Below are 20011 nucleotides of genomic sequence, written 5' to 3'. Positions count from 1 at the left end.
CAAGAAGATAATCAAGACTGACCAACAAAGGCTTGAACTTCAATTTCCACATCAACACCCAACACCAGTTCAGAGGTAACGGTAGAGCGTGCAGGAAGGTCAGAGCCAAAAAACTCCCTGTAGACTTCATTTAAACCATCAAAATGGCTCAAGTCCGAAAGCCATACAGTTGCCTTTACAACCTGATCAAAACTGGCACCGCAAGCAGCCAGGCTTTCACCTATGCGCTGACATACAGCTCTGGTTTGAACTCGGATGTCACCTCTTACTACGTCACCAGACGGACTAACCGGAATTTGACCTGAAAGAAACAAAAAACCGCCAGCCCTCACAGCCCTGGAGAGAGGCAGAGGTGCCTGACTAGGGTATCGTTGAATAAGATTGCTCATTTTCACCCCCTGATCTTGAATAAAGGGGAGCTGACGCCCCCCTTTTTACCAACCTAACGATTATCAGAGCCTGAAAGACCTTAAGGCCTTACTCGCTAGGGCCGTTAAGGCAAATGACCTTAGGCTGCGTCATGTCTTCGAAGGCAAAACGCACACCTTCACGCCCCATGCTGCCGTACTTGAAGCCACCAAATGGCATCGCATCGAAACGGTAGTCAGACGAGTCGTTGATCATCACGCCACCCGCCTCAAGCAGCTTCGCGGCCTTCATAGCGGTGTTCAAATTGCTGGTGAAGATACCAGCGTGCAGGCTGTACTCTGGCTCGTTGGCAAGCGCCAGAGCATCTTCGAGCGTGCTGATCTCCTGCAGGATAACGATCGGACTGAACACCTCTTCCTGCCAAACCTTGCACTCAAAGCTCACGTCTTCCAGGACGGTTGGATAGAACAGTGTGCCCTCCCGCTTGTTACCAAGCAGAACCTTGGCACCCTTGCTGACGGCTTCCTGCACAGAATCTTCTGCACGTTTTGCTGCGGCCTCAGAGATCATCGGGCCGACGTCAGTGGCCTCGTTGGCCTGGTTACCCACTACCAGGTCACGTGACTGCTCTACGAATTTTTCCTTGAAGGCCTGATAGATTTTGCTATCAATCAGGATTCGTTGAGTCCCGATACAGTTCTGCCCTGCGGCCCAGTAGGCACCAGATACACAAGACTCGACTGTAGACTCAAGATCGCAATCGCCCATAACGATTACTGGCGCATTACCCCCCAGATCCATAGCCATCTTCTTCAAACCGGCAGTCTTGGTGATCTGTTCGCCTGTAGCAAAGCCACCGGTGAACGAAATCATTCTGACAGCTCGGTGAGCAACCAGCGCCTTACCCAGTTCAGCATCACCGGTAGCCACCGAGACGACCTCAGCAGGCAAGCCTGCCTTGTTCAGGTAGCTCACCAGCTTCACCGCAGACAGAGGGGCAAGCTCGGAAGGTTTCAGCACTACCGAGTTGCCACCGGCAATGGCTGGGCCAAGCTTATGGGCAACCAGATTCAACGGGTCGTTGTAAGGTGTGATGGCCAAGATGACACCCAGAGGTTCACGAGTGAACCAACCCTGACGCGATTCTGAGCCGACATAGGAGTCAAACGGAATGACTTCACCCGCGTTGCGCTTGGCCTCTTCAGCCGACAGCTTGAGCGTGTTTACGCAGCGAAGAACTTCTTTACGCGCTTGGCGGATAGTTTTGCCCGACTCCGCCGAAATCAGCTCTGCGAAAGCCTGTTTGTCCGTCTCAACCAGCGCAGCTGCGTGCTCCAGAATACGAGAGCGCTCAGCGCGAGAAAGGTTGCGGGCGATCACAGCACCATGCTTTGCAGCATCGATTACCAGGTGAGCAGAGGTCGCCGGCACTTTAGCCACTTCACCAATCACAGAACCATCAAACGGGTTGAATACTGTGATCTCTTCGTAATCTGTGGACAGAGCAATACTCAAGCTATTCATATTCAGATCGCCTGTTTGATCTTGTTCTTGTGGATGCTGATGATGTCGGACAGCAGTGCGTACGCAGTTTCAATGCGGCCAGCACCAGCACCTACCACAGTGACAGGGCCCAGAAGGTTGGTTTCAAAACTCACAGCATTTGTTGCACCGCTTACCCCGGCCAACGCATCAGTGTTCGGTAGCAGTTGCGGGCTGACCGAAGCAGTCACAGTACCTGCTGGGGTGCGCTGGGCACTGCCGATCAGCTTCCAGCGCGAGTTATTTTGAGCGGCACTCTGAATGTCTTGAACAGTGATATTCGAGATGCCTTCACAGCACACATCGTTCGGAGTCAGCTTTGCACCCAGCAGTTCATTTGCCAGGATAACCACCTTCAGACGTACATCATGACCTTCTACGTCAGCAGTTGGATCTGCTTCGGCATAGCCAAGCTCCTGAGCTTTTGCCAATGCATCACCGAAGTCCAGACCAGCTTGCATGCTGCTCAGAATAAAGTTGGAGGTGCCGTTCAGGATGCCCTTGAAGCCGGTGATTTCTGAACCAGCCAAGGTTTCTTGAGCCAAGCGGATAACCGGAGTACCGCTCATCACGGCCCCTTCGAACTCAAATGCAGCTCCAGTAGTAGCTGCCAACTTCTTCAGTGCAGCAGAGTGCAGAGCTACTGGGCCCTTGTTGGTAGTGACTACGCTAACACCCTTCTCCAGAGCCCAGCGGCAGAAGGTGGTTGCTGGCTCACCATCAACCGGATTGGTGAAGGTGGCCTCAGCAACGATATCTGCACCGGAGAAGCGGATGACGGTCTCGTTGGCGGGCTCTGCGCTGCCATTCTCCAGACCGGAAAAGGCGCCTTTGGCTGCAGGCACAGCTACCAGTTTCTTAGGATCCAGGCCGTCCTTGCCAATCACAGAGCCCAAGAAGATGTCGCTGACGCCAACGATTTTCAACGTGAAGCCCAGCTCCTCCGCCCACAGCTCATTCTTTTCAGCAACCAGTTGAGCCAGAGCACGGTTGACACCACCGAAACCCAGCAAAGCAATTTTGTATTCAGTCACAGCAACGGCCTCATTTTGTTGTTTACCACTGGAGGAAATCGTAAGCCGCAACCCTGCTTTACCGAATATGCCAAACAGACCGATTTTGCTAGCAAAATGCTCGCTCTGCATGCCGATTTGCCTGCTAGTTATTTTGTATGCGACAGGACAAAAGACGTAACTGTATTGACAACACCAGGCAAACTTGAAATGTCAGTCCAGACTTTATTTATCCTATCCGGAGAAGACGCCTCGACAGTCAGGACAATATCAAGATCACCACTCATAACATTGCAAGCGACCACTTCAGGAATGGCTGCAACAGAACGCACTACCTCAGCCCCCTTCATTCGATCTTGTCTGTACACAAATACCATAGCCCTTATTGGGGGATGCTCCGAAGAAGCCGATCCTTTTACAATAGTGTATCCCTTGATATAACCATCTCGCTCCAGGCGCTCAATTCTGAGCCTAACAGCATTGCGAGAAAGATTAACTTTCATCGCAATATCATTGTGAGCTAAACGCGAATTCCTAGTAAGTTCTTCGATGATTTTTTCATCGATTTTGTCCAAAGTGCGTTTCATCGCCACCTCCGGATCGCGTAAAGCAATCACTCACACATAATTTGTTATTCAAACGCCTCAAAGCTACATCCCTAGAGCTCGACTGAAGCAAGCCAACAATCACGACAACGGCGTCCTTGGGAGCCTGAGAGCCAACGGGCCACTGGGCCACTGGGCCACTGGGCAATCAGCCCACAGCTTTGGCACCCATCGCCATCACAGCTTCGTGCCATCGACCGAAAAAGTCAATATACTGACCGTCGCGTTACCAACCAGCCTTTGCCAGGACGGCAAAGCCCCCCCAGTCCCGTGAGAACGGAGGAGAAAAAATGACTGCAGCAGGCGCTTTCCACTCACTGTTTCAGTACAAAGCCTGGTCTGAATCTGAGCTGTTCAAAATCTTGGCCGAGTCGCCTAGTACATTCACTGCTCCAAACCTTGCAGAAGCACTCTGGCATCTAGCTCACATCAACATCGTGGATAATCTGTTCATGGGAAGGTTGCTCGGCAACGCAATGTCATGCAACTCAACCACTTCAGAGGAGCCCCAGCATCTTTCTGACTTGTCGCTAAGATTTACAGAAACAAACAATTGGTTCGTTAACTACACAAAATTCGTCACTGAAACTGAACTTGAAGAACGGGTGAGTTTTGTATTCGCCGATGGAAAGTCAGGAAATATGAATAAATCAGAAATCCTTAGCCATGTCTTATCCCATGGCCTGCTGCACCGCGGAATGGTCAGCGGCTTACTACCTTTTGCAGCGACAGAAGGCTGGCAAGATCACTTCACTACATTCCTAAAACATTAATTACGCTACGATCCTGTACTGCTGAGCTCCGCATAAGAGCATTAACATCTGAATATAAGCTGTAATGATCGCAGTCCAGAGCACACAACCGTCCAGTCAGCCGGATCACTGAATATGAAGATCGACAACTTGCAACTCACCGCCTTCTCATCAGTGATTCGGGAGGGAAGCTTTGAGGGTGCAGCTCGAAAACTACACATAACTGCATCCGCAATCAGCCTAAGAATCAAGCAACTGGAAGACAGGCTCGGGCAGGTGCTCATCATGCGCGGCTCGCCCTGCAAAGCCACTAGGGCAGGGTTGACACTTTTGAAATTCACAGAGCAAATCGACTTTCTCGAAAGCGAATTGAATCACGACCTGGGAATATTTGACAATGAGCATCATACCCTGACCCGACTTCCCATCGCCGTTAACGCAGACTCACTTGACGTCTGGTTTGTAGACGTCATGGAGTTTGTCCAAAAACAATCGCACGTAATTTTTGACATACGCATTGAAGATCAGAACCACTCACAAGCGTTGCTTAGAGACGGCAATGTAGTTGCCGCTATTAGCGTAAGTCCGATTGCTGCACCAGGCTGCCAAGTCGAATGCTTAGGGAGAATGCGCTATATAGCGCTGGCATCGAAATCCTTCCAACACCAACACTTTGCCAGTGGATTAAATACAGAGAGCCTCTCCACCGCGCCTCTACTAGCGTTCAATCAGAAAGACGGAATACAACATACTTTTCTAAAGTCATTAACAGGCGAAGCGCTCACTCCACCAGCAAATCACATACCAACTTCAAGTAGTTATTTTGATGCGATGGCGCGAGGCCTTGGCTGGGGCATGGCCCCTGAAGTACTTGCCGCTAGCCTCTTTGAGGCTAGAGGGCTTACTAATATTGCTCCGGAATATTACCTGGACGTGCCACTGCATTGGCATCGGTGGAGTTTCAATTCGAAAAACCTAGACTTACTGACCGAAGCAGTTCGCAAATACTCGCAAAAAAGCTTAACACCTAATTAAGATACTCCTTAAACTGAAATAAATCACAAACTTGACACCATACAAAAGCAGGCCCCACACATGTATTTACCGAAACATTTCAGCGAACCCCGAAAAGAAGTATTACATAAAATAATGATGGAAAACCCATTCGGAACATTAGTAACCTATGGCCAATCAGGACTCGATGCAAACCATCTTCCATTCGAGCTCGACCCAGACGCCGGTTCACTAGGCTTGCTGAGTGCGCATGCTTCAAAAAACAACCCTATCCTCAATGAAATAAAAAATCTAGACGAAGTGCTAGTCATTTTCAAAGCAGGCAATGCTTATATCTCGCCCACATGGCTACCGAGCAAAAAAGAAACAGAGCGACAAGTACCCACCTGGAACTACGTTGTTGTGCATGCAAAAGGACGCATAAGATTCCATGATGATGAGACCCGCGCTCGTAAACTTGTTGCAAAACTCACCAAGCGGCATGAGGCATCAATGGACACCCCTTGGAAAATTTCAGATGCCCCCAAAGAATATGTCAGCGAGCTACTGAGCCAAATATTTTTAATTGAAATAGAGATCACCGATTTAGTGGGGAAATTCAAACTCAATCAAGACGATGGCGCAAGGGACATGATCGGAGCTGGCACCATTCTCATAGAGCGTGGCGAGCAAGCAATTGGAGCTTCCATGATTGCAGAAGCGAAAAAACGAAACTCACAAACCAGCGGCTAATTATTACCACAGAATAACTCTTGAACAATTGCTCAAGAACACGAAGCTCTTAAGACAAAGGCAACATTAACAATCGACCCTTGAGCAAACAAATCCTCCGTGCTCAGCGAGCAATGAAGAAAAACTAGAGTGCCATAAGAAAATTTAACCCAGGACTTTGTGACTTTGTCGCAACACCTGTGATAGAACAAGAAAACTCCTTACAGCTTCGTAAGCTGTGCTCCCTGTCAGGCTCTTGCTACCGTATAAGTGGTAGGTAATGCACGGGCAGTTAGTCTACGAGCATAGGCGACACCAGGCAGTGCTACAAAAATAAATACTAAGCAGTTCGTCCATGGAGAGATGTATATGCCCTTCCGTCGTTCAATTCTCGCTATCTCCCTAAGCCTCACCTTCTGCCAAAGCCATGTGTGGGCAGCCCCACCCTTGAGCCTTCACAATGGCAACGCGGATCTAACCATCCAAGCAAGCAATGCCTGGGTGGAAATTAACAAAGCTGCTTTCGAACACAACATAAAGACACTGCAGGCTACGCTTGAAGGTAAATCCAAGATCTGTGCAGTGCTCAAGGCTGACGCCTATGGCCACGGAATCGGGCTAGTTATGCCTTCGATTATTACGATGCAGGTGCCTTGCGTTGCTGTTGCAAGCAATGAAGAGGCCAGGGTAGTACGTGAGAGTGGTTTCACTGGCGAGCTTGTACGCGTCCGAACCGCATCAATCGGTGAAATTCAAGACGCTCTGAAATACAACATCGAAGAGCTGATTGGCAACGCTCAACTGGCGAAAGAAGCAGGCGCCATCGCTGCGCAGCGGGGGGAAAAGCTAAAAATCCACATCGCACTCAATGCTGGCGGCATGAGTCGAAACGGGTTTGAACTTCATAGCGAGCAAGGACGCCAGGATGCTTTGAGCGTGACACACGATAAAAACCTTGAAATCGTTGCAATTATGACTCATTACGCTGTCGAGGATCGCGTCGATGTGTTGAAAGGCTTGGATGATTTTAAAAAGCAGTCCAGTTGGCTTATCGAGAACGGTAAGCTCGATCGCAGTAAAATCACCCTGCACACGGCTAATTCATTCGCCACGCTCGAAGTGCCTGAAGCTCGGCTAGACATGGTAAGGCCGGGCGGCGCTCTTTTCGGCGACACTGTTCCATCTCACACTGAATACAAGAGAGTGATGGAGTTCAAGTCGCGAGTAGCCTCCGTTAATCCCTATCCTGCTGGAAATACAGTTGGCTACGACCGTTCGCTGACATTAAAACGCGACTCAATACTGGCCAATATTCCGGTGGGATATTCTGATGGCTATCGCCGTGCGTTCACCAACAAAGGATTTGTACTCATAGATGGGCATCGAGTTCCCGTAGTGGGCAAAGTCTCGATGAACACGCTGATGATTGACGTCACCGACTTCCCGGACATCAAAGAAGGTGATGAGGTGGTGCTATTCGGAAAGCAGGGACAGGCAGAGGTTACGCAAGCAGAGATGGAGGACATCAATGGTGCACTACTCGCCGACTTGTACACCGTTTGGGGAAACTCCAATCCAAAGGTCTTAGTAGACAAGTAAGCTACCTAGCAGATTAAAAGCAATCCCAGCGCCCCTGCCACATGCAGAGGCTCTGGGATTTTCATAGCCACACTTAGAATGCTGTCAAGCCGATTGGCAGAGACTACATCTGAGTAGGTATATTGACTTTTTCAGCCACCATTACATACAGTAGCTGTGTCTCAGTTTCTCACCCCGGCAAGGAGGAGAAATTCAGTTCTTGGGTAAAGCACAGGCTTCTACTTCACAAGCCGCCAGAGCCTTACTGGCCTGCCACTCAGTCAGGGCAATAGATACCAACGTCATTGTCCAAAACAGTGGGTACTCCCAGCCTCCACCAGTATTGCTGAACAGCCAACCATTACCCGAGTGTGCCCAGGTTGCGCCAAGCAGAACAGGAATTGCGGAAGCTGCAGCAATATGCGGTTTGATCTTAAAAATAAGCATCACTCCAGTGGTAACTTCAACCACAAGGGTCATCCAGGCTAAAAAGCCAGGTAGTCCGATCGACTCGAAAAATGCCACTGTGCCACTCATGGTGAACACAAAGACCTTGAGATAAAGCGAGTGTATCAGCAGGGCAGCACCTGCTGTGAGCCTAAGAAGAATTCCACCTAAATACGCAGGACTAAAATTGGTCATATCTGTTCCTTTATTCATGCAGTGCCGGTTGCACTGCTTGTGACTAATTTTGGTGACTACTTGATTTTGAAACAATCTGCTTTTTCACTAAACGGGACTGCAAGAATGCACAACTGGGACTGGGATGATCTGCGGCTAATCCTTGCTGTAGCTGAGCATGCGTCGTTTGCAGCAGCAGCCAGGCACCTCAACGTCAATCACACCACCGTGCTGCGGCGTGTGAATACCTTTGAACAAGCTCACGGGTTACGAATTTTCAATCGACTCGCGACTGGCTATACGCTGACTGATGCTGGAGAGGAACTGCTGCGCACTGCTGAAACCATGAGAGGAGCAGTACACGATTTATCACTAAGACTCGAAGGAAAAGACCTTAAGCTGGAGGGAGTTCTTCGAATCACCACCTGCGATACGATCATGGGGTCGATCCTTCCACAGATTCTTGAGAAATTCAGCAAGCGGCACGAGAAAATTGTCGTTGAGTTATCAACCGGGCCTTTTGTCACTGACCTTGCTCAGCGCCTGGCTGATGTCGCCATCAGGACGGGAGATAACCCTACAGAGTCCCTGATTGGTAGACACCTTGCGGACGTCCGCTTCGCGCTGTATGCATCCAACGAAATTGCCAATCTGATTGGGGAGAGCAACCCGTTGTCCTTTAGCAAGTGGATTGCACCCGACCTAACCTTCAGCCAAATGGCCGTAACAAAATGGATTCAATCAACCATCCCTGCCAGCTCTATTATCTTCAAGGCAGACTCATTGATCTCACTGCGCCAGGCAGCAATAGCAGGGATGGGAATTGTTCCTCTACCCCGCTATCTTGGGGACAACACGCCAGGGCTTGCGAGGCTTGAGTCAGACGCTCTGGAGCAATTCACGACTGGCCTGTGGATCCTGACGCATCGTGATCTTCGGTATACGGCAAGAGTCCGCGAGTTCATTTCGTTCGTGAGCGATGAACTACGACAACTCAGCTTTTAGCGAGGAAGCAGAATGCTGGAATCATGTCCGGAATGACCCAACCAAGCCTCTGAGACGCTCAACCTGAGACTGCAAGTTCTCACAGGCGCTTAGGGTTGATTGAAGATTTTTGACGCTTTCAGCATGCAGGCTATTGATCTGAGCTATGTCGACATTGAGAGATTCAATGACGCAAGACTGCTCCTCCGTGGCGGTAGCCACTGCTTGGTTCATGCCATCAATATCGCCAACGTGGTGATTGATGACATGCAGGCAAGCACCTGCTTCATTAGCCACCGCCATCCCCTGTGCACTGAGATGCTCACTCACCTCCATCCGGTTGACCGCCTCCAAGGCACCGGCTTGAAGCTCATCGATCATCCCATGGATTTCTTGGGTCGAAGCCTGCGTCCGATAGGCCAGGCTGCGAACCTCATCTGCAACTACCGCAAACCCTCGCCCAGCCTCTCCCGCACGGGCAGCCTCGATTGCTGCATTGAGTGCAAGCAAGTTAGTTTGCTCAGAAATCCCCCGGATGACCTCCAGGATGCGCCCGATACTGACCGTCTTATCGTTCAGTGACTCAATGCTGCCCGAAGCAAGCCGAAGATTCTCGGAAAGGTCGTTCATCTTGGAGATCGTGCCAGCAACCACTTGCCCTCCTTCATGGGACTGCCCACGGGCTTTAGCGGCTTGTACTGAGGCATCTCCGGCATTGCGAGCAATCTCTTGAGCAGCTGCCCCTAACTCATGAATCGCTGCTGCCACGCTATCCGTTCGCTGAGCTTGCTCGCCTGACATAGACAGGGAGCCTGCAGATGACGTCGTTACCCGCTTTACTTCTGCAAATACCGACTCAGTAGCTGATGAAACATCGCGGATTGAATTATGAATCCGTTCTACAAACACGTTGAAGTCTTGAGCCAACACACCAAATTCATCTTGGGTTCTAACCTCAAGACGCTTTGTTAAGTCCCCCTCTCCTTTAGCGACATCCTTCATCGCATCACGCATACGTCGCAGAGGGTGCATGAGTAAGTAAATCATGATGCCCAGAAGCAATATCGTCGCTGCTACAGTGATTGATGTCGCCATGACCGCTGCAAAACGAAAGCCATTTAGTTCCTGAAAAGCCTTGTCTTTGTCGAGTGCCAGGCCGACGTACCACTTGACTGCGGGTAGTCCCTCAATGGCGGCAAACATCACCAGCTCATCCTTGCCTGCCCGTTGCACCTCAATGAGCTCGTTGCTGAACCCACCCTTACCCCCTGCGTAGACTGAAGTAAAGTCTTTCATCAGAAGGTCGCGATCAGGATGAACAAGGATTTTTCCGTCCGAGTCGACCAAGAACGCGTACCCCATGCCTTTGAGCTCAACCGAATTTATAATCCTTTCAACAGTGTCAAGTGGCAGGTCACCCGCCACCACCCCTCGCAGGCGGTCGCCATTCTTGACTGGAGCCGCAACGGTAAGCATCAGTTTTCCGTTGGTGTCATCGCGGTAGGGCTCTGTTAACACAGTCCTGTTTTCCGACACTGCTATCCTGTACCAGGGACGCATACGCGGATCGTAATCAGCAGGCATCTCATCCTGGGGACGAATGAAAAACGCTCCGTCGACGTTGCCGAAGTAGGTAAACGCGAATACAGATTTTAAAATAGACTGATCAAGAACGGCCACTAGACTTTCTGGGCCTGCAGATGTCGCGAGTAACTCCTTCAAGCTATCAAGCAACAGCAACCTACCGGACATCCATTGCGAAATACCGCTTGCTGTAGAAATACTTAGACCTGAAAGTTTAGCTTCAACACCACGATACAGAGCATGCCGCTGCAGCGTGTCATTGTAAGCTGCGAAACTGGTGAAGGCCACAGCCACCACCAGCGCAGCAGAAATTATGACTTTATGTGAAAACATTAACTTCATTGACGACCACCCTATCGCCGAAAAAAAAGGCCAATCGAACTTCCGATTGGCCCGCGTGACAAATATTGCCTCTTATTTGAGACCGTTCGACAAGAATTGCTGTAACCGCTCACTACGAGGATTGGTCAGGATGTCTGAACCACCCTGTTCTTCCACCAGACCTTGATGCAAAAACAGAATCTGGCTGGAGACTTGCTTTGCAAACGCCATTTCGTGGGTAACCATCAACATGGTTCGCCCCTCCTCTGCCAGTGCCTGGAGAACTTTCAACACCTCACCAACCAGCTCAGGATCCAATGCCGATGTTGGTTCATCAAAAAGCAAGATCTCAGGCTCCATGGCTAGAGCCCGAGCAATAGCCACGCGCTGCTGCTGACCTCCAGACAAAAAGCCCGGGTACTGTGTTGCAACCCTAGAGGGTAGGCCCACCTTATCCAGGTACTGGCGGGCGGCCTGCTCGGCATCAGCTTTCTTAACACCTAAGACGCGCTGAGGCGCCAGAGTGATGTTGTCCAGAACACTCAAGTGGCTCCACAAATTGAAATGCTGGAAAACCATCGCCAAACGGGTGCGTAGACGTTGGAGGTCTGCAGCGTGGGCTACACGGAGTCCATGCTTATCCTTGACCATCGGAATTTCCTTTCCGTCGAGCGTCATGGCACCGTCTGTAGGAGTTTCCAGGAAATTGATACAGCGCAGAAATGTACTTTTCCCAGATCCACTGGCTCCAATGAGGCTAATGACATCGCCTTTATTGGCCTTCAGCGACACACCCTTGAGAACCTGGTGATCGCCGTAGCTCTTGTGCAGGTTTTCAACCGTCAGCTTGTACCCTGACTCAAAACTGTTGCCCATGGGTTGGCTCTGCTCAATGCTATTTGGTGTTATTAAACTGGTCATCGGCGGCAATCCTAAAGTCAATGTACAGGGCCTAAAAACGACAGCCAGCGTCGCTCAGCCAAACGGAACAACCCTACTAACGCAAATGAAAGAGCTAGGTAAATCAGCGCTCCGATCCCAAAGGACTGAAACGTCAGGAACGTTTCTGAGTTGGCATCACGGGCAATTTTCAAAATGTCAGGGATTGTGGCGGTGAAGGCTACCGAAGTAGAGTGCAGCATCAGTATCACTTCATTGCTGTAGTACGGAAGCGCTCGCCTCAATGCGGACGGCACTACCACGAACGCATTCAGCCTCCAACCATTCAGTCCATAAGCTTTAGCCGCTTCGAGCTCGCCGTAGGGAATGTTTCTTATTGCGCCTGCAAAAATTTCAGTCGTGTAGGCACACGTATTGAGTGCGAAGGCCAAGATTGTGCAGTTCATCGCGTCCCTAAAAAACGCATCTAACACGGGCTGGGATCGCACAGCAGCAATGCTGTAAATACCGGTATAGCAGATCAGTAGCTGGATATAAAGCGGCGTCCCTCTAAATAAATAAGTATAAAACTGCACGGGCCAGCGGATATAGGCTCGCTCTGAAACCCTGGCAATTGCCAGAGGAATGGCCCCTATAAAGCCAAGAACAATGGATGCCGTCAGCAACCATAGCGTCATAGCCAGACCAGTAATCTCTGTTCCATCCGTGTACAGGAAAGCCTTCCAATATTCCTGCAGTAAGTCAATCATTGCAAAGCCTCGCGAGAGCCAGCGGAATATTTACGTGCAAGCCTGCGCAATACGTAGTTCGATAGCGTTGTAATAAACAAGTAAACAAGAGCCGCAAGCACAAGAAAGTAAAACAACTGGAAAGTACTTTTCCCCGCATCCTGGGCGGCTTTCACAAGGTCTGCCAATCCAATGATCGACACCAAAGCGGTAGCCTTAAGCAAAACCAACCAGTTATTACCAATACCAGGAAGTGCAAAGCGCATCATTTGTGGAAAGGTAATTAGAAAAAAACGCTGAGGGCGGTTCAGTCCATAAGCTACTGCTGCCTCTCGCTGGCCTTTGGGAACAGATAGCATTGCCCCACGGAATGTCTCAGTGAAGTAGGCACCATAAATAAACCCAAGAGTTATCACACCCGCCGCAAACGGGTCAATTTCAACATAACCCCAACCGAGATATTGAGTGAGGTCAGTTAACCAAGTCTGGAGGCTATAGAAGATCAAGAGCATTAGAACGAGATCCGGCACCCCACGAATCAGGGTGGTGTACAGCTGAGCAGGGAGCCGGATTATAGAGAGCGAGGAAAGCTTGGCACTTGCACCAATCAGTCCCAAAATCACGCTTACTACAAGGGACAGCAAGGACAGCTTGATGGTCATCCAAGTCCCCTTCAGCAGCAGCGGCCCAAAACCCTGCATGCTGAGCCCTGGCAGACCAACAGCTTCAAAAAAATTATCAATCATGATCGAATGACTCTTGATGAGATGAAGCGCCTATGCCAGATAGGCGCATACAATCACTTACCACTATAAAGATTCAAATCACCAAAGTATTTCGATTGAAGCTTGGCATACGTCCCATTCTCATGGATTGCCTTAATGGCCTTGTTCAATTGTTCTTTGAGATCTTCGTTGCCTTTTACAACAGCAATAGCTGTTTTGGATGGTAACAATTCGCTCTCGACCTGCTCGCTCATCTCATAATCAGCACCCTGAGGCGAACTCAAGAAGCCTGCCTTGGCTTGAAGGGTATCTTGGATGGATGCGTCAAGACGGCCAGACACCAGATCGTAGTAAACCTGATTCTGATTCTGATATGACTGAACCTTAACTCCTGCCTTTTTCAGAACTGCTTTAGCGTAGCCTTCCTGAATGCTTCCTTGGAAATAGCCAACCCGCTTGCCCTTCAAAGAGCTCACGTCAGCATTGAGGCCAGAGCCTTTCTTGTAAACATAGGATGTCGGGCCTGAGAAAAGCTCATTGGTGAAGTCCACTGCTTTTTCACGCGCTGGTGTAACAGTCATGGAAGACAGAACACCGTCAAATTTATTGGCTCGAAGCCCTGGAATCAGCCCATCAAAATCGCTTTCGACCCATTTACATTCAGCTTTGAGCTCAGCACAGATTGCGTTCCCTAAATCGATATCAAAGCCCACTAAACTACCGTCAGGAGACTTGGATTCAAAAGGGGCGTAGTTAGCATCCACACCAAATCGGATCTCTGTATATTCTTTAGCAGAGACAACACCAGTGAACAAAGGAAGAATTGCAAGGACTGACAACGTACGAAGTGAAATCATATTTGCTCCCTAGCTTTTGTAATTTATTCAGGGCTTTTGATGATTTTTTGCCTGAGGCTCAGGCCAATGGCGCGTTCGGGCTCCGTCCCCGCGAAGCAGATAAGCTACCTCGCGCACCGTTCGAATCGAGAATTCCAAATTCTCAAAAACGATGCTACGCCAACACTTAGAGCTGGGAACCTGCCAACTGGCTTTTTATTGCGAGCAAAATGCTCTCTTTTGCGAGCAATTTGCTCGAACCGTTAAAAGGTCGGCACCACTGAGGTCTACCAACCTTCACTGATAGGATGCGAAGTAATCAATCTCAACTGGGCGTTAGGCACACCATAGTGAAGCTGGAGGCCAGCCATTGCAACAAACCTACTGATTTCTCGATGGTGCTGACCCCTCCAAAGGCCCGAGCAATCACGAGGCGCCTCACAGGATACAATCAATCAACTGAAAGCAATTCGTCCGGCGCCGATATTGAGAAGGAATGGCGCTGGCCTCTTCGAAAAACAAGGAATCAAACCTGAGCTTTTACCGTTTCCCGGTAAGATCTCAGCTCACCTTCAGGAAACGTTAGAAACTGGGTAAGACGCTCATGCCTCCCAGGCCCGGCGTCCTGAATCTCGTTATATTCAACAGGGATCTATACAATTGCTCATGCGAAGCCAGGAAAAATTTGGGCTATGGCGACGAGCTGGGAGAGAGGTCGTGTATGCGTTCGTAGTAGGTTCACTGCCGGTGATCACCTGTACATCCAAAGACCAGGTGAGTAGCTTGGTAAAAGCGTTGCTGACTGCCCCCCAGCTTATGGAGTATTACCTCTGTCTGCTCATCGCATTTGCTGTTGTGAGCTTCTTCTCGTGGAGAACAAAATTTCGCTCGTTTTTGCTCATGGGCAAAACACGTGAGCTACACAGGTTTCTTATCAGCATCGGCGGGAGCCTGCTGATGGCATTTCGCGCAGCGTTGGGGGCGATGATGGGATTCCTGTTGGCATGGTGTTATCACGACCTAGAGGAAATGAGTTCAGAAGGTGTTGTTGCAGTGCTCCGCTACGCCGGCATCACACTCATGGTATGTGTAGTACTTGCTTGGGCTGACGAAGTGCTGAGAGATCTTCGAGCAGTTAACCGTTACACCTGAGCCTGATAGGCCCGCACTCTGCTGCTCAACTAAAGAGCCTAGGATGAGGCCTCCTAGCAGGAGGCCTTGCCCCGCGCAGCCAGATTACTTGCTCAGCCAGCTCTCTACTTCATCCGCGCCGTATTCAGCTTTCCATTCCTTCAGCAGCTTATGGTTGCCGCCCTTCGTTTCGATAATTTCGCCATTATGCGGGTTCTTGTATTGCTTGACCTGCCGCTCACGGCGAGGAGCCTTTTCAGCAACCAAAGGTGCTGTGCGACGGCTAGCTTGCGGATCCAGGATGTTGATAATATCCCGCAGGCTGTACCCATACTTCGCCAGCAAATCACGAAGCTTTGATTCGAATTCAATTTCTTTCTGCAGCTCTGAACTGCCTTTCAACGCCTCAAGCTCAGCCAATTGCGCGGCCAATTTTTGCTCTAACTGACGAAATTCTGCTAAACGCGACATGGTAGATCCTCAAAGGTTAAAGTCAGGTAAATATCCTAAACCATCGTGACTTGCATGTCTTAAAAATTGACGTCACTGCATAAAATTTGTTCAACCCACTATGCTCTAATTCTACAGTCATGATTCCCTTAGGACAGGAGACCGCTTCTGCTACTGCCGCAGTCCCTTTGCACTCAGCTTAGTTTGAAGCCTCCCCCCTCTAGCGTCTCTCCTACTCAGGCCGCGAAGTGACGCGATCATCGAATCACTTCAGGTCTTTTAGGCTGCACCGACCACCTGCTCCCAAAAACCATCAGAATTAAGCTATGAACCTCAATGGCCCGCCCACAAATCTTGATTAGTAGCCCCCGCTTACCTCAAGGCACAACCTTGCTTACGTCATGACCCAAGCAAGGCATCATTGCACTCGCGCAATATCATCAGCCTAAGGATGGCTAAACCTTGCCACCGTGCATAGGTAATCTTCTAATCGCTTGAAGCGACGTAGCGCCCTGCTGAAAGTCATTTTTGGCTCTCCTCCCCTCAGAAAAAGCTCAATATTTGTGACGTCCATCACACATTCGAACAAAATTTCAAATTTTGCCCTATAAAATTTTTTTTCGAGACGGAGTTCTTATATTTGAGAGCCAAAAAAAGGCGGGGATCTGCGTGGCATCCATATCTCGATTTTTACCTAGCTATTCGCCGCTCGCTTTTCCAGCTTTTCAGCACTTGGTGATTCAGAAAGTATCCCGAGTCGGACTGCCCACACGGTCTAGCCCCCACCGGGGGCTTGGGCAGGTCGTCTGGTTCGGCCTTTAGGCCGGCTGCTTTTCACTTTGGGATCAAATACAAGGCGCGAAGCGCAACAGCAGGAGTCTAGTCCGGCAGATCAAAAATCTCCGGTCAGTGTCGTACAACATCTAGCGGTCTCTACCGAGCTAATGAGGGATTGTCGGAGATGGTTTTGACCCGCCGATATCGTGAGCAAGCAACCCCTCACTGAGGATCTGTTAGCCCGCCCCTTACGCACTTCAAAACCTTAGCTCAAATACTCGAACAGCCATGCGCGAAGTTCGATACGCCAACCGTACCCCTAGTAACTGACCTGTCGCCGGGCGTGATCTTCAAGGCCGTGATAAGCCCCGCCAAGGCCTCTGAGCCTATGCAATCGGCGGTGACCCGGGTGCGCTGTTCTGGGCCTGCCGAAATCCACAGTAGGGCGCAATTGCATAGGCCAGATGAATGAGCACTCAAGGAGTACATCTGTACCCCCTAAGCTTCAGCTTGTGACTGATCGGCACAAGCCCTCAGATCGGCCCTCGGATCAGCCCTCTGACCATCGCCCTGCTCTATCACTCAGAGCGCCTACTTCTATCGTGGGCCAGCAGCCGTGCCGATCCGGGCTCCGACGAAGCTCACCACACATCTTAGACAACGCCCTCAGAGCCGGCATTGATACATGCTTGCGGGCACCGCGCCCACCCAACACGTACACCATCTCTTCCGCCTCAAAGAAGCAATACTCAGTATGCCTCATGAAGCCGGAGAGCATGGCTGCACTCTGTCGTATGCCCCGACTGTCAAAAAGTACTCGCCCAGCGAACAGTGTGACCGGCTGTAAATCTCTCGCGTGGATAAGCTTCTCGTCTCGCTCGCTCACCATGACATCCAGGATCATCCAATCCCGCACCACACAATACTCCCGACCTTCGAACTCCTCCCCAGCCGCTGATAACAATTGCTCATCAGCAAGGCGAGATCCCATCAATACGCGCGCAGGCCCGTAGAACACATCTTCCAACAACCCATTCACTACTCACTACCTCAGCTTCCGCGCTCAGCATCCTGGGCGCCATTGACCTTTCGAATGCTTTGCCGCATCACCTCATCCAACACAGCCTCTGCTTCCTCAAATGTCTTGCCCGCTGCAAAGACCTGAGCAAGTGCCTAACCATCAAGTCAACCAGTTCATCCAGTGCCGCTTTGTCGATCACACGCTGGTCTGCGCGAACACCGTTCACGAGGTCAGCAGCTACTGCACTTGCCGAGAGGCAACCAGGTCGATCGAGTACTTCCTCGGGATCGACAGACACACGTCCGCTTTCGTAGCGCAATGTCCGAAGAGCTTTGAGCGACTCAGAAACTTGCTGCTCCTCAAGGCTCAGTGGTTCACCGCCGAGCCACCTCGATAATCGGCTACGCGTCCAGCTGTACAAGCGCCGCCATCCATCAACCAACATCGCTGTTCATCCTGGCACCACCCTCGCTTCCAATATCCAGGACAAAGTCAGGCACAAAGCCGGTCGGCTCGCCTGGGTAACCTCTGGGATTAGAGATGATCCGGCAGCCACTCACCTCCACATCAACCTGATGGTGGGTATGGCCAAAGATCCATACATCTGCCTGCGCAACCAGGTCATGCCATTGGTTTACGTAAGCAGCCGTAAGGTGACCTTCATGACTCTCTCCTGCCACTTCGGGAATCGGACAATGATGAGTAACCACCACCGTGCGGCCTTCAAAATCCTTCGAGAGTTCAGAGATCAGGAATTCGCGAGTGGCGATGTTTCGAGCGATGAGGTCGGCAGGACGTAGCTTTCTGTAGTCCTCACCGATTCGGATACTCCTGAAGTCATTCATCCACTCCCCGCACAACTGCATTGCAACGCGGTAATCACCAGTTGACGTGAAGTCTGTCCACGCCGTGCCCACCAAAAAGCGCGTGTCGCCGATGATCAGGGACTGGTTTTCCAGGACGTGCACATGCGCAGCCGCCTCCTGTTTCATCTTGCTAAGCGTCCGATCGATGTGCCCACGATAGAATTCATGGTTCCCGCACACGTAGAGCACCGGGGATGTGAACAGCTCATTGGCCCATGTCACCCCCCTGCCGAGCAGGTTGATGTCGCCGGCCAAAACCACCAGATCCACATCAACGCTCGGCGGCTGGAACGCTTTGAACTCAAGGTGCAAGTCAGAATAAACCAGGACTCTCATTGATCGCTTAGACTCCACATTGAATCAGCGCTACTGCGCCAACCGCACGCAGACAGCCCCCACTGAGGCCACCTGCGGCGGCGCCATGCGATTTAACGGTATATTGAAATAGCCCATTCGCAGCGGCTCACAGGGCGATGAACCCATCCGTTACACATGCATGACTATAAGCATTTGCGTGTATCGACGCAAATTCGACATATCGTTCCGTTTGCGGAACTCGCTCCCCATGGCTCTACGCACCGCCTTTGCAGCTGCATTGAGATTTCTCAGGGCTCACCGTGATCTGTCCCAAGCTGACCTTGGCGGCCAGCGAGATCAGTCTCACGTCAGCCGACTCGAAGCGGCCCAGCGAAACGTCACCTTGAAAGTCAGTGAAGATTTGGCGAAGGCGCTTGAGCTCGACCCAATGACGCTGCTCACCGTGGTGTATGCCGCCGAACGCGGCACTTCACCCCGCCAAATCCTGAAAAGCATCAAGATCGACCTGGAGAAAGCGGGCCTGCTCGATGCCGACATTCCGTTGAATCCGGCCAGTCAGGTTCATCCGATTTCAGCCCAAGCCGCAACGCTGAGAAAGCGCATCCTGGAACTGAAGGCCCAAGATCTGTCACAGGCGGAGATCGCCCGGCAACTTGGCGTATCAGGCGCAACGGTGAGCAGGCATCTGCACAAAACGTCATGACACCGGCTCTAGCCGGTTGAAAGATAAGCAGGCCATGTCAGTGTGCAGCCGACTCAGGCTTAACACACCGTACAGAACGTCTGTAGTGGTCTACTAACCCCGGACACTCATTTAGGCGAAAATGATCGCCGCACAACGAACACATGGACGCCGCCGTCTCGGCCTATCGTGTGGGGTACGAAAGTCCGTCCCAGTTCAACCGTGAGTACGCCCGCCAGTTCGGTACGCCACCCAAACGTGACATTGCAGACCTGCGCCGGCAGGCTGAGATGGCAGGGCTCCATGGCTGACCTCTTGGGCGCTGGTGTGCAGCCGGGTGGATGAGCGCTGTTACGGCTAAGGTGAGGCGGTTGGCCTGGTGGAGGGAGACTGCACTGGCTAGCAGGGTGGCAAAATGCTATCCTTGTGGTGTCAGCGCGTTGTGATGGACGAGTGAAGCAGCATGCAATCGTCCTGCGCTAA

Annotated in this window: 20 protein-coding genes and 2 pseudogenes; 8 read left to right on the top strand and 14 right to left on the bottom strand. The window is 50.9% G+C overall.

All coding sequences use genetic code 11. The features are described from left to right. Positions 1 to 11: 11 nt before the first annotated feature. The 4 genes from H620_RS26240 to H620_RS26235 form a co-directional block, all read right to left on the bottom strand. The gene (locus H620_RS26240) at positions 12 to 389 is read right to left on the bottom strand and encodes a RidA family protein (protein WP_081669636.1); all 378 of its coding nucleotides are present in this window, start codon (positions 387 to 389) and stop codon (positions 12 to 14) included. Between the two features lie 88 nt (positions 390 to 477). Then, positions 478 to 1893 carry an aldehyde dehydrogenase family protein gene (locus H620_RS0104535; protein ID WP_027906817.1) on the bottom strand — a complete coding sequence of 472 codons (1416 nt, stop codon included), beginning with the start codon at positions 1891 to 1893 and terminating at the stop codon, positions 478 to 480. A gap of 2 nt (positions 1894 to 1895) precedes the next feature. After that, positions 1896 to 2945, bottom strand: a complete 1050-nt coding sequence (locus tag H620_RS0104530) for a homoserine dehydrogenase (RefSeq protein ID WP_027906816.1) — start codon at positions 2943 to 2945, stop codon at positions 1896 to 1898. Between the two features lie 128 nt (positions 2946 to 3073). Further along, a complete protein-coding gene (locus tag H620_RS26235) occupies positions 3074 to 3511 on the bottom strand; it encodes an Lrp/AsnC family transcriptional regulator (RefSeq protein ID WP_081669625.1) in 438 nt (145 codons plus the stop codon). Between the two features lie 308 nt (positions 3512 to 3819). On the opposite strand from H620_RS26235, the gene H620_RS0104525 reads away from it, so the two are divergent. The 4 genes from H620_RS0104525 to alr all read left to right on the top strand — a co-directional run bounded on the left by H620_RS0104525 (position 3820) and on the right by alr (position 7605). After that, complete coding sequence (locus tag H620_RS0104525) at positions 3820 to 4302, top strand: DinB family protein (RefSeq protein WP_027906815.1); 483 nt, start codon at positions 3820 to 3822, stop codon at positions 4300 to 4302. Between the two features lie 114 nt (positions 4303 to 4416). Continuing rightward, positions 4417 to 5316 (top strand): LysR family transcriptional regulator ArgP, encoded by a 900-nt coding sequence (locus H620_RS0104520; protein ID WP_027906814.1) that lies wholly within the window; start codon positions 4417 to 4419, stop codon positions 5314 to 5316. Between the two features lie 60 nt (positions 5317 to 5376). Next, complete coding sequence (locus H620_RS25515; protein WP_049818703.1) at positions 5377 to 6027, top strand: FMN-binding negative transcriptional regulator; 651 nt, start codon at positions 5377 to 5379, stop codon at positions 6025 to 6027. A gap of 348 nt (positions 6028 to 6375) precedes the next feature. Continuing rightward, positions 6376 to 7605, top strand: a complete 1230-nt coding sequence (gene alr, locus H620_RS0104510) for an alanine racemase (protein ID WP_027906812.1) — start codon at positions 6376 to 6378, stop codon at positions 7603 to 7605. 192 nt (positions 7606 to 7797) lie between these two features. Here alr and H620_RS25510 read toward each other — a convergent pair whose 3' ends face one another. After that, positions 7798 to 8226, bottom strand: a complete 429-nt coding sequence (locus tag H620_RS25510; RefSeq protein WP_081669624.1) for a DoxX family protein — start codon at positions 8224 to 8226, stop codon at positions 7798 to 7800. 105 nt (positions 8227 to 8331) lie between these two features. Here H620_RS25510 and H620_RS0104500 point away from each other — a divergent pair, with 105 nt between their 5' ends. Then, positions 8332 to 9210, top strand: a complete 879-nt coding sequence (locus H620_RS0104500; protein WP_027906811.1) for a LysR family transcriptional regulator — start codon at positions 8332 to 8334, stop codon at positions 9208 to 9210. A gap of 21 nt (positions 9211 to 9231) precedes the next feature. On the opposite strand, the gene H620_RS27720 is transcribed toward H620_RS0104500, so the two are convergent. The 6 genes and pseudogenes from H620_RS27720 to H620_RS0104475 form a co-directional block, all read right to left on the bottom strand. Further along, positions 9232 to 9990: a methyl-accepting chemotaxis protein gene (locus H620_RS27720; protein ID WP_425311457.1), complete on the bottom strand. Its 759-nt coding sequence runs from the start codon at positions 9988 to 9990 to the stop codon at positions 9232 to 9234. 99 nt (positions 9991 to 10089) lie between these two features. Further along, a pseudogene (locus H620_RS27715) lies at positions 10090 to 11106 on the bottom strand (HAMP domain-containing protein); the annotation flags it as partial. Between the two features lie 81 nt (positions 11107 to 11187). Next, positions 11188 to 11970 carry an ABC transporter ATP-binding protein gene (locus H620_RS0104490; protein WP_049818710.1) on the bottom strand — a complete coding sequence of 261 codons (783 nt, stop codon included), beginning with the start codon at positions 11968 to 11970 and terminating at the stop codon, positions 11188 to 11190. A gap of 62 nt (positions 11971 to 12032) precedes the next feature. Next, a complete protein-coding gene (locus H620_RS0104485; RefSeq protein ID WP_027906808.1) occupies positions 12033 to 12743 on the bottom strand; it encodes an ABC transporter permease in 711 nt (236 codons plus the stop codon). Then, positions 12740 to 13468: an ABC transporter permease gene (locus tag H620_RS0104480; protein ID WP_027906807.1), complete on the bottom strand. Its 729-nt coding sequence runs from the start codon at positions 13466 to 13468 to the stop codon at positions 12740 to 12742. The genes H620_RS0104485 and H620_RS0104480 overlap by 4 nt, the downstream gene beginning before the upstream one ends. Positions 13469 to 13521: 53 nt before the next feature. Beyond that, on the bottom strand, positions 13522 to 14304 hold the full coding sequence (locus H620_RS0104475) for a transporter substrate-binding domain-containing protein (RefSeq protein WP_027906806.1): 783 nt from the start codon (positions 14302 to 14304) through the stop codon (positions 13522 to 13524). A gap of 696 nt (positions 14305 to 15000) precedes the next feature. Here H620_RS0104475 and H620_RS0104470 point away from each other — a divergent pair. Beyond that, positions 15001 to 15435, top strand: coding sequence for a hypothetical protein (locus tag H620_RS0104470; protein ID WP_155950762.1), 435 nt, complete (start codon positions 15001 to 15003; stop codon positions 15433 to 15435). Positions 15436 to 15519: 84 nt separating this feature from the next. Here the strand turns inward: H620_RS0104470 and H620_RS0104465 are convergent, their stop codons facing one another. From H620_RS0104465 to H620_RS25500, 3 genes are all read right to left on the bottom strand, one after another. Beyond that, positions 15520 to 15885 (bottom strand): histone-like nucleoid-structuring protein, MvaT/MvaU family, encoded by a 366-nt coding sequence (locus H620_RS0104465; RefSeq protein ID WP_027906804.1) that lies wholly within the window; start codon positions 15883 to 15885, stop codon positions 15520 to 15522. Between the two features lie 1306 nt (positions 15886 to 17191). Beyond that, positions 17192 to 17632: a DUF6957 family protein gene (locus H620_RS27710; protein WP_425311456.1), complete on the bottom strand. Its 441-nt coding sequence runs from the start codon at positions 17630 to 17632 to the stop codon at positions 17192 to 17194. Positions 17633 to 18096: 464 nt separating this feature from the next. Further along, positions 18097 to 18864, bottom strand: a complete 768-nt coding sequence (locus H620_RS25500; RefSeq protein ID WP_049818700.1) for a metallophosphoesterase — start codon at positions 18862 to 18864, stop codon at positions 18097 to 18099. Between the two features lie 229 nt (positions 18865 to 19093). Between H620_RS25500 and H620_RS0104445 the strand changes: the two genes are divergently transcribed. Together H620_RS0104445 and H620_RS26845 are read left to right on the top strand one after the other, a co-directional pair. Next, the gene (locus H620_RS0104445; protein WP_027906802.1) at positions 19094 to 19549 is read left to right on the top strand and encodes a helix-turn-helix domain-containing protein; all 456 of its coding nucleotides are present in this window, start codon (positions 19094 to 19096) and stop codon (positions 19547 to 19549) included. Between the two features lie 134 nt (positions 19550 to 19683). Beyond that, positions 19684 to 19839: pseudogene (locus tag H620_RS26845) on the top strand (AraC family transcriptional regulator); the annotation flags it as partial. Positions 19840 to 20011 lie beyond the last annotated feature (172 nt).

Source organism: Pseudomonas taiwanensis DSM 21245 (assembly GCF_000425785.1).
Lineage (GTDB): Bacteria > Pseudomonadota > Gammaproteobacteria > Pseudomonadales > Pseudomonadaceae > Aquipseudomonas > Aquipseudomonas taiwanensis.
This window is presented reverse-complemented; position numbering and strand designations above follow the sequence as displayed.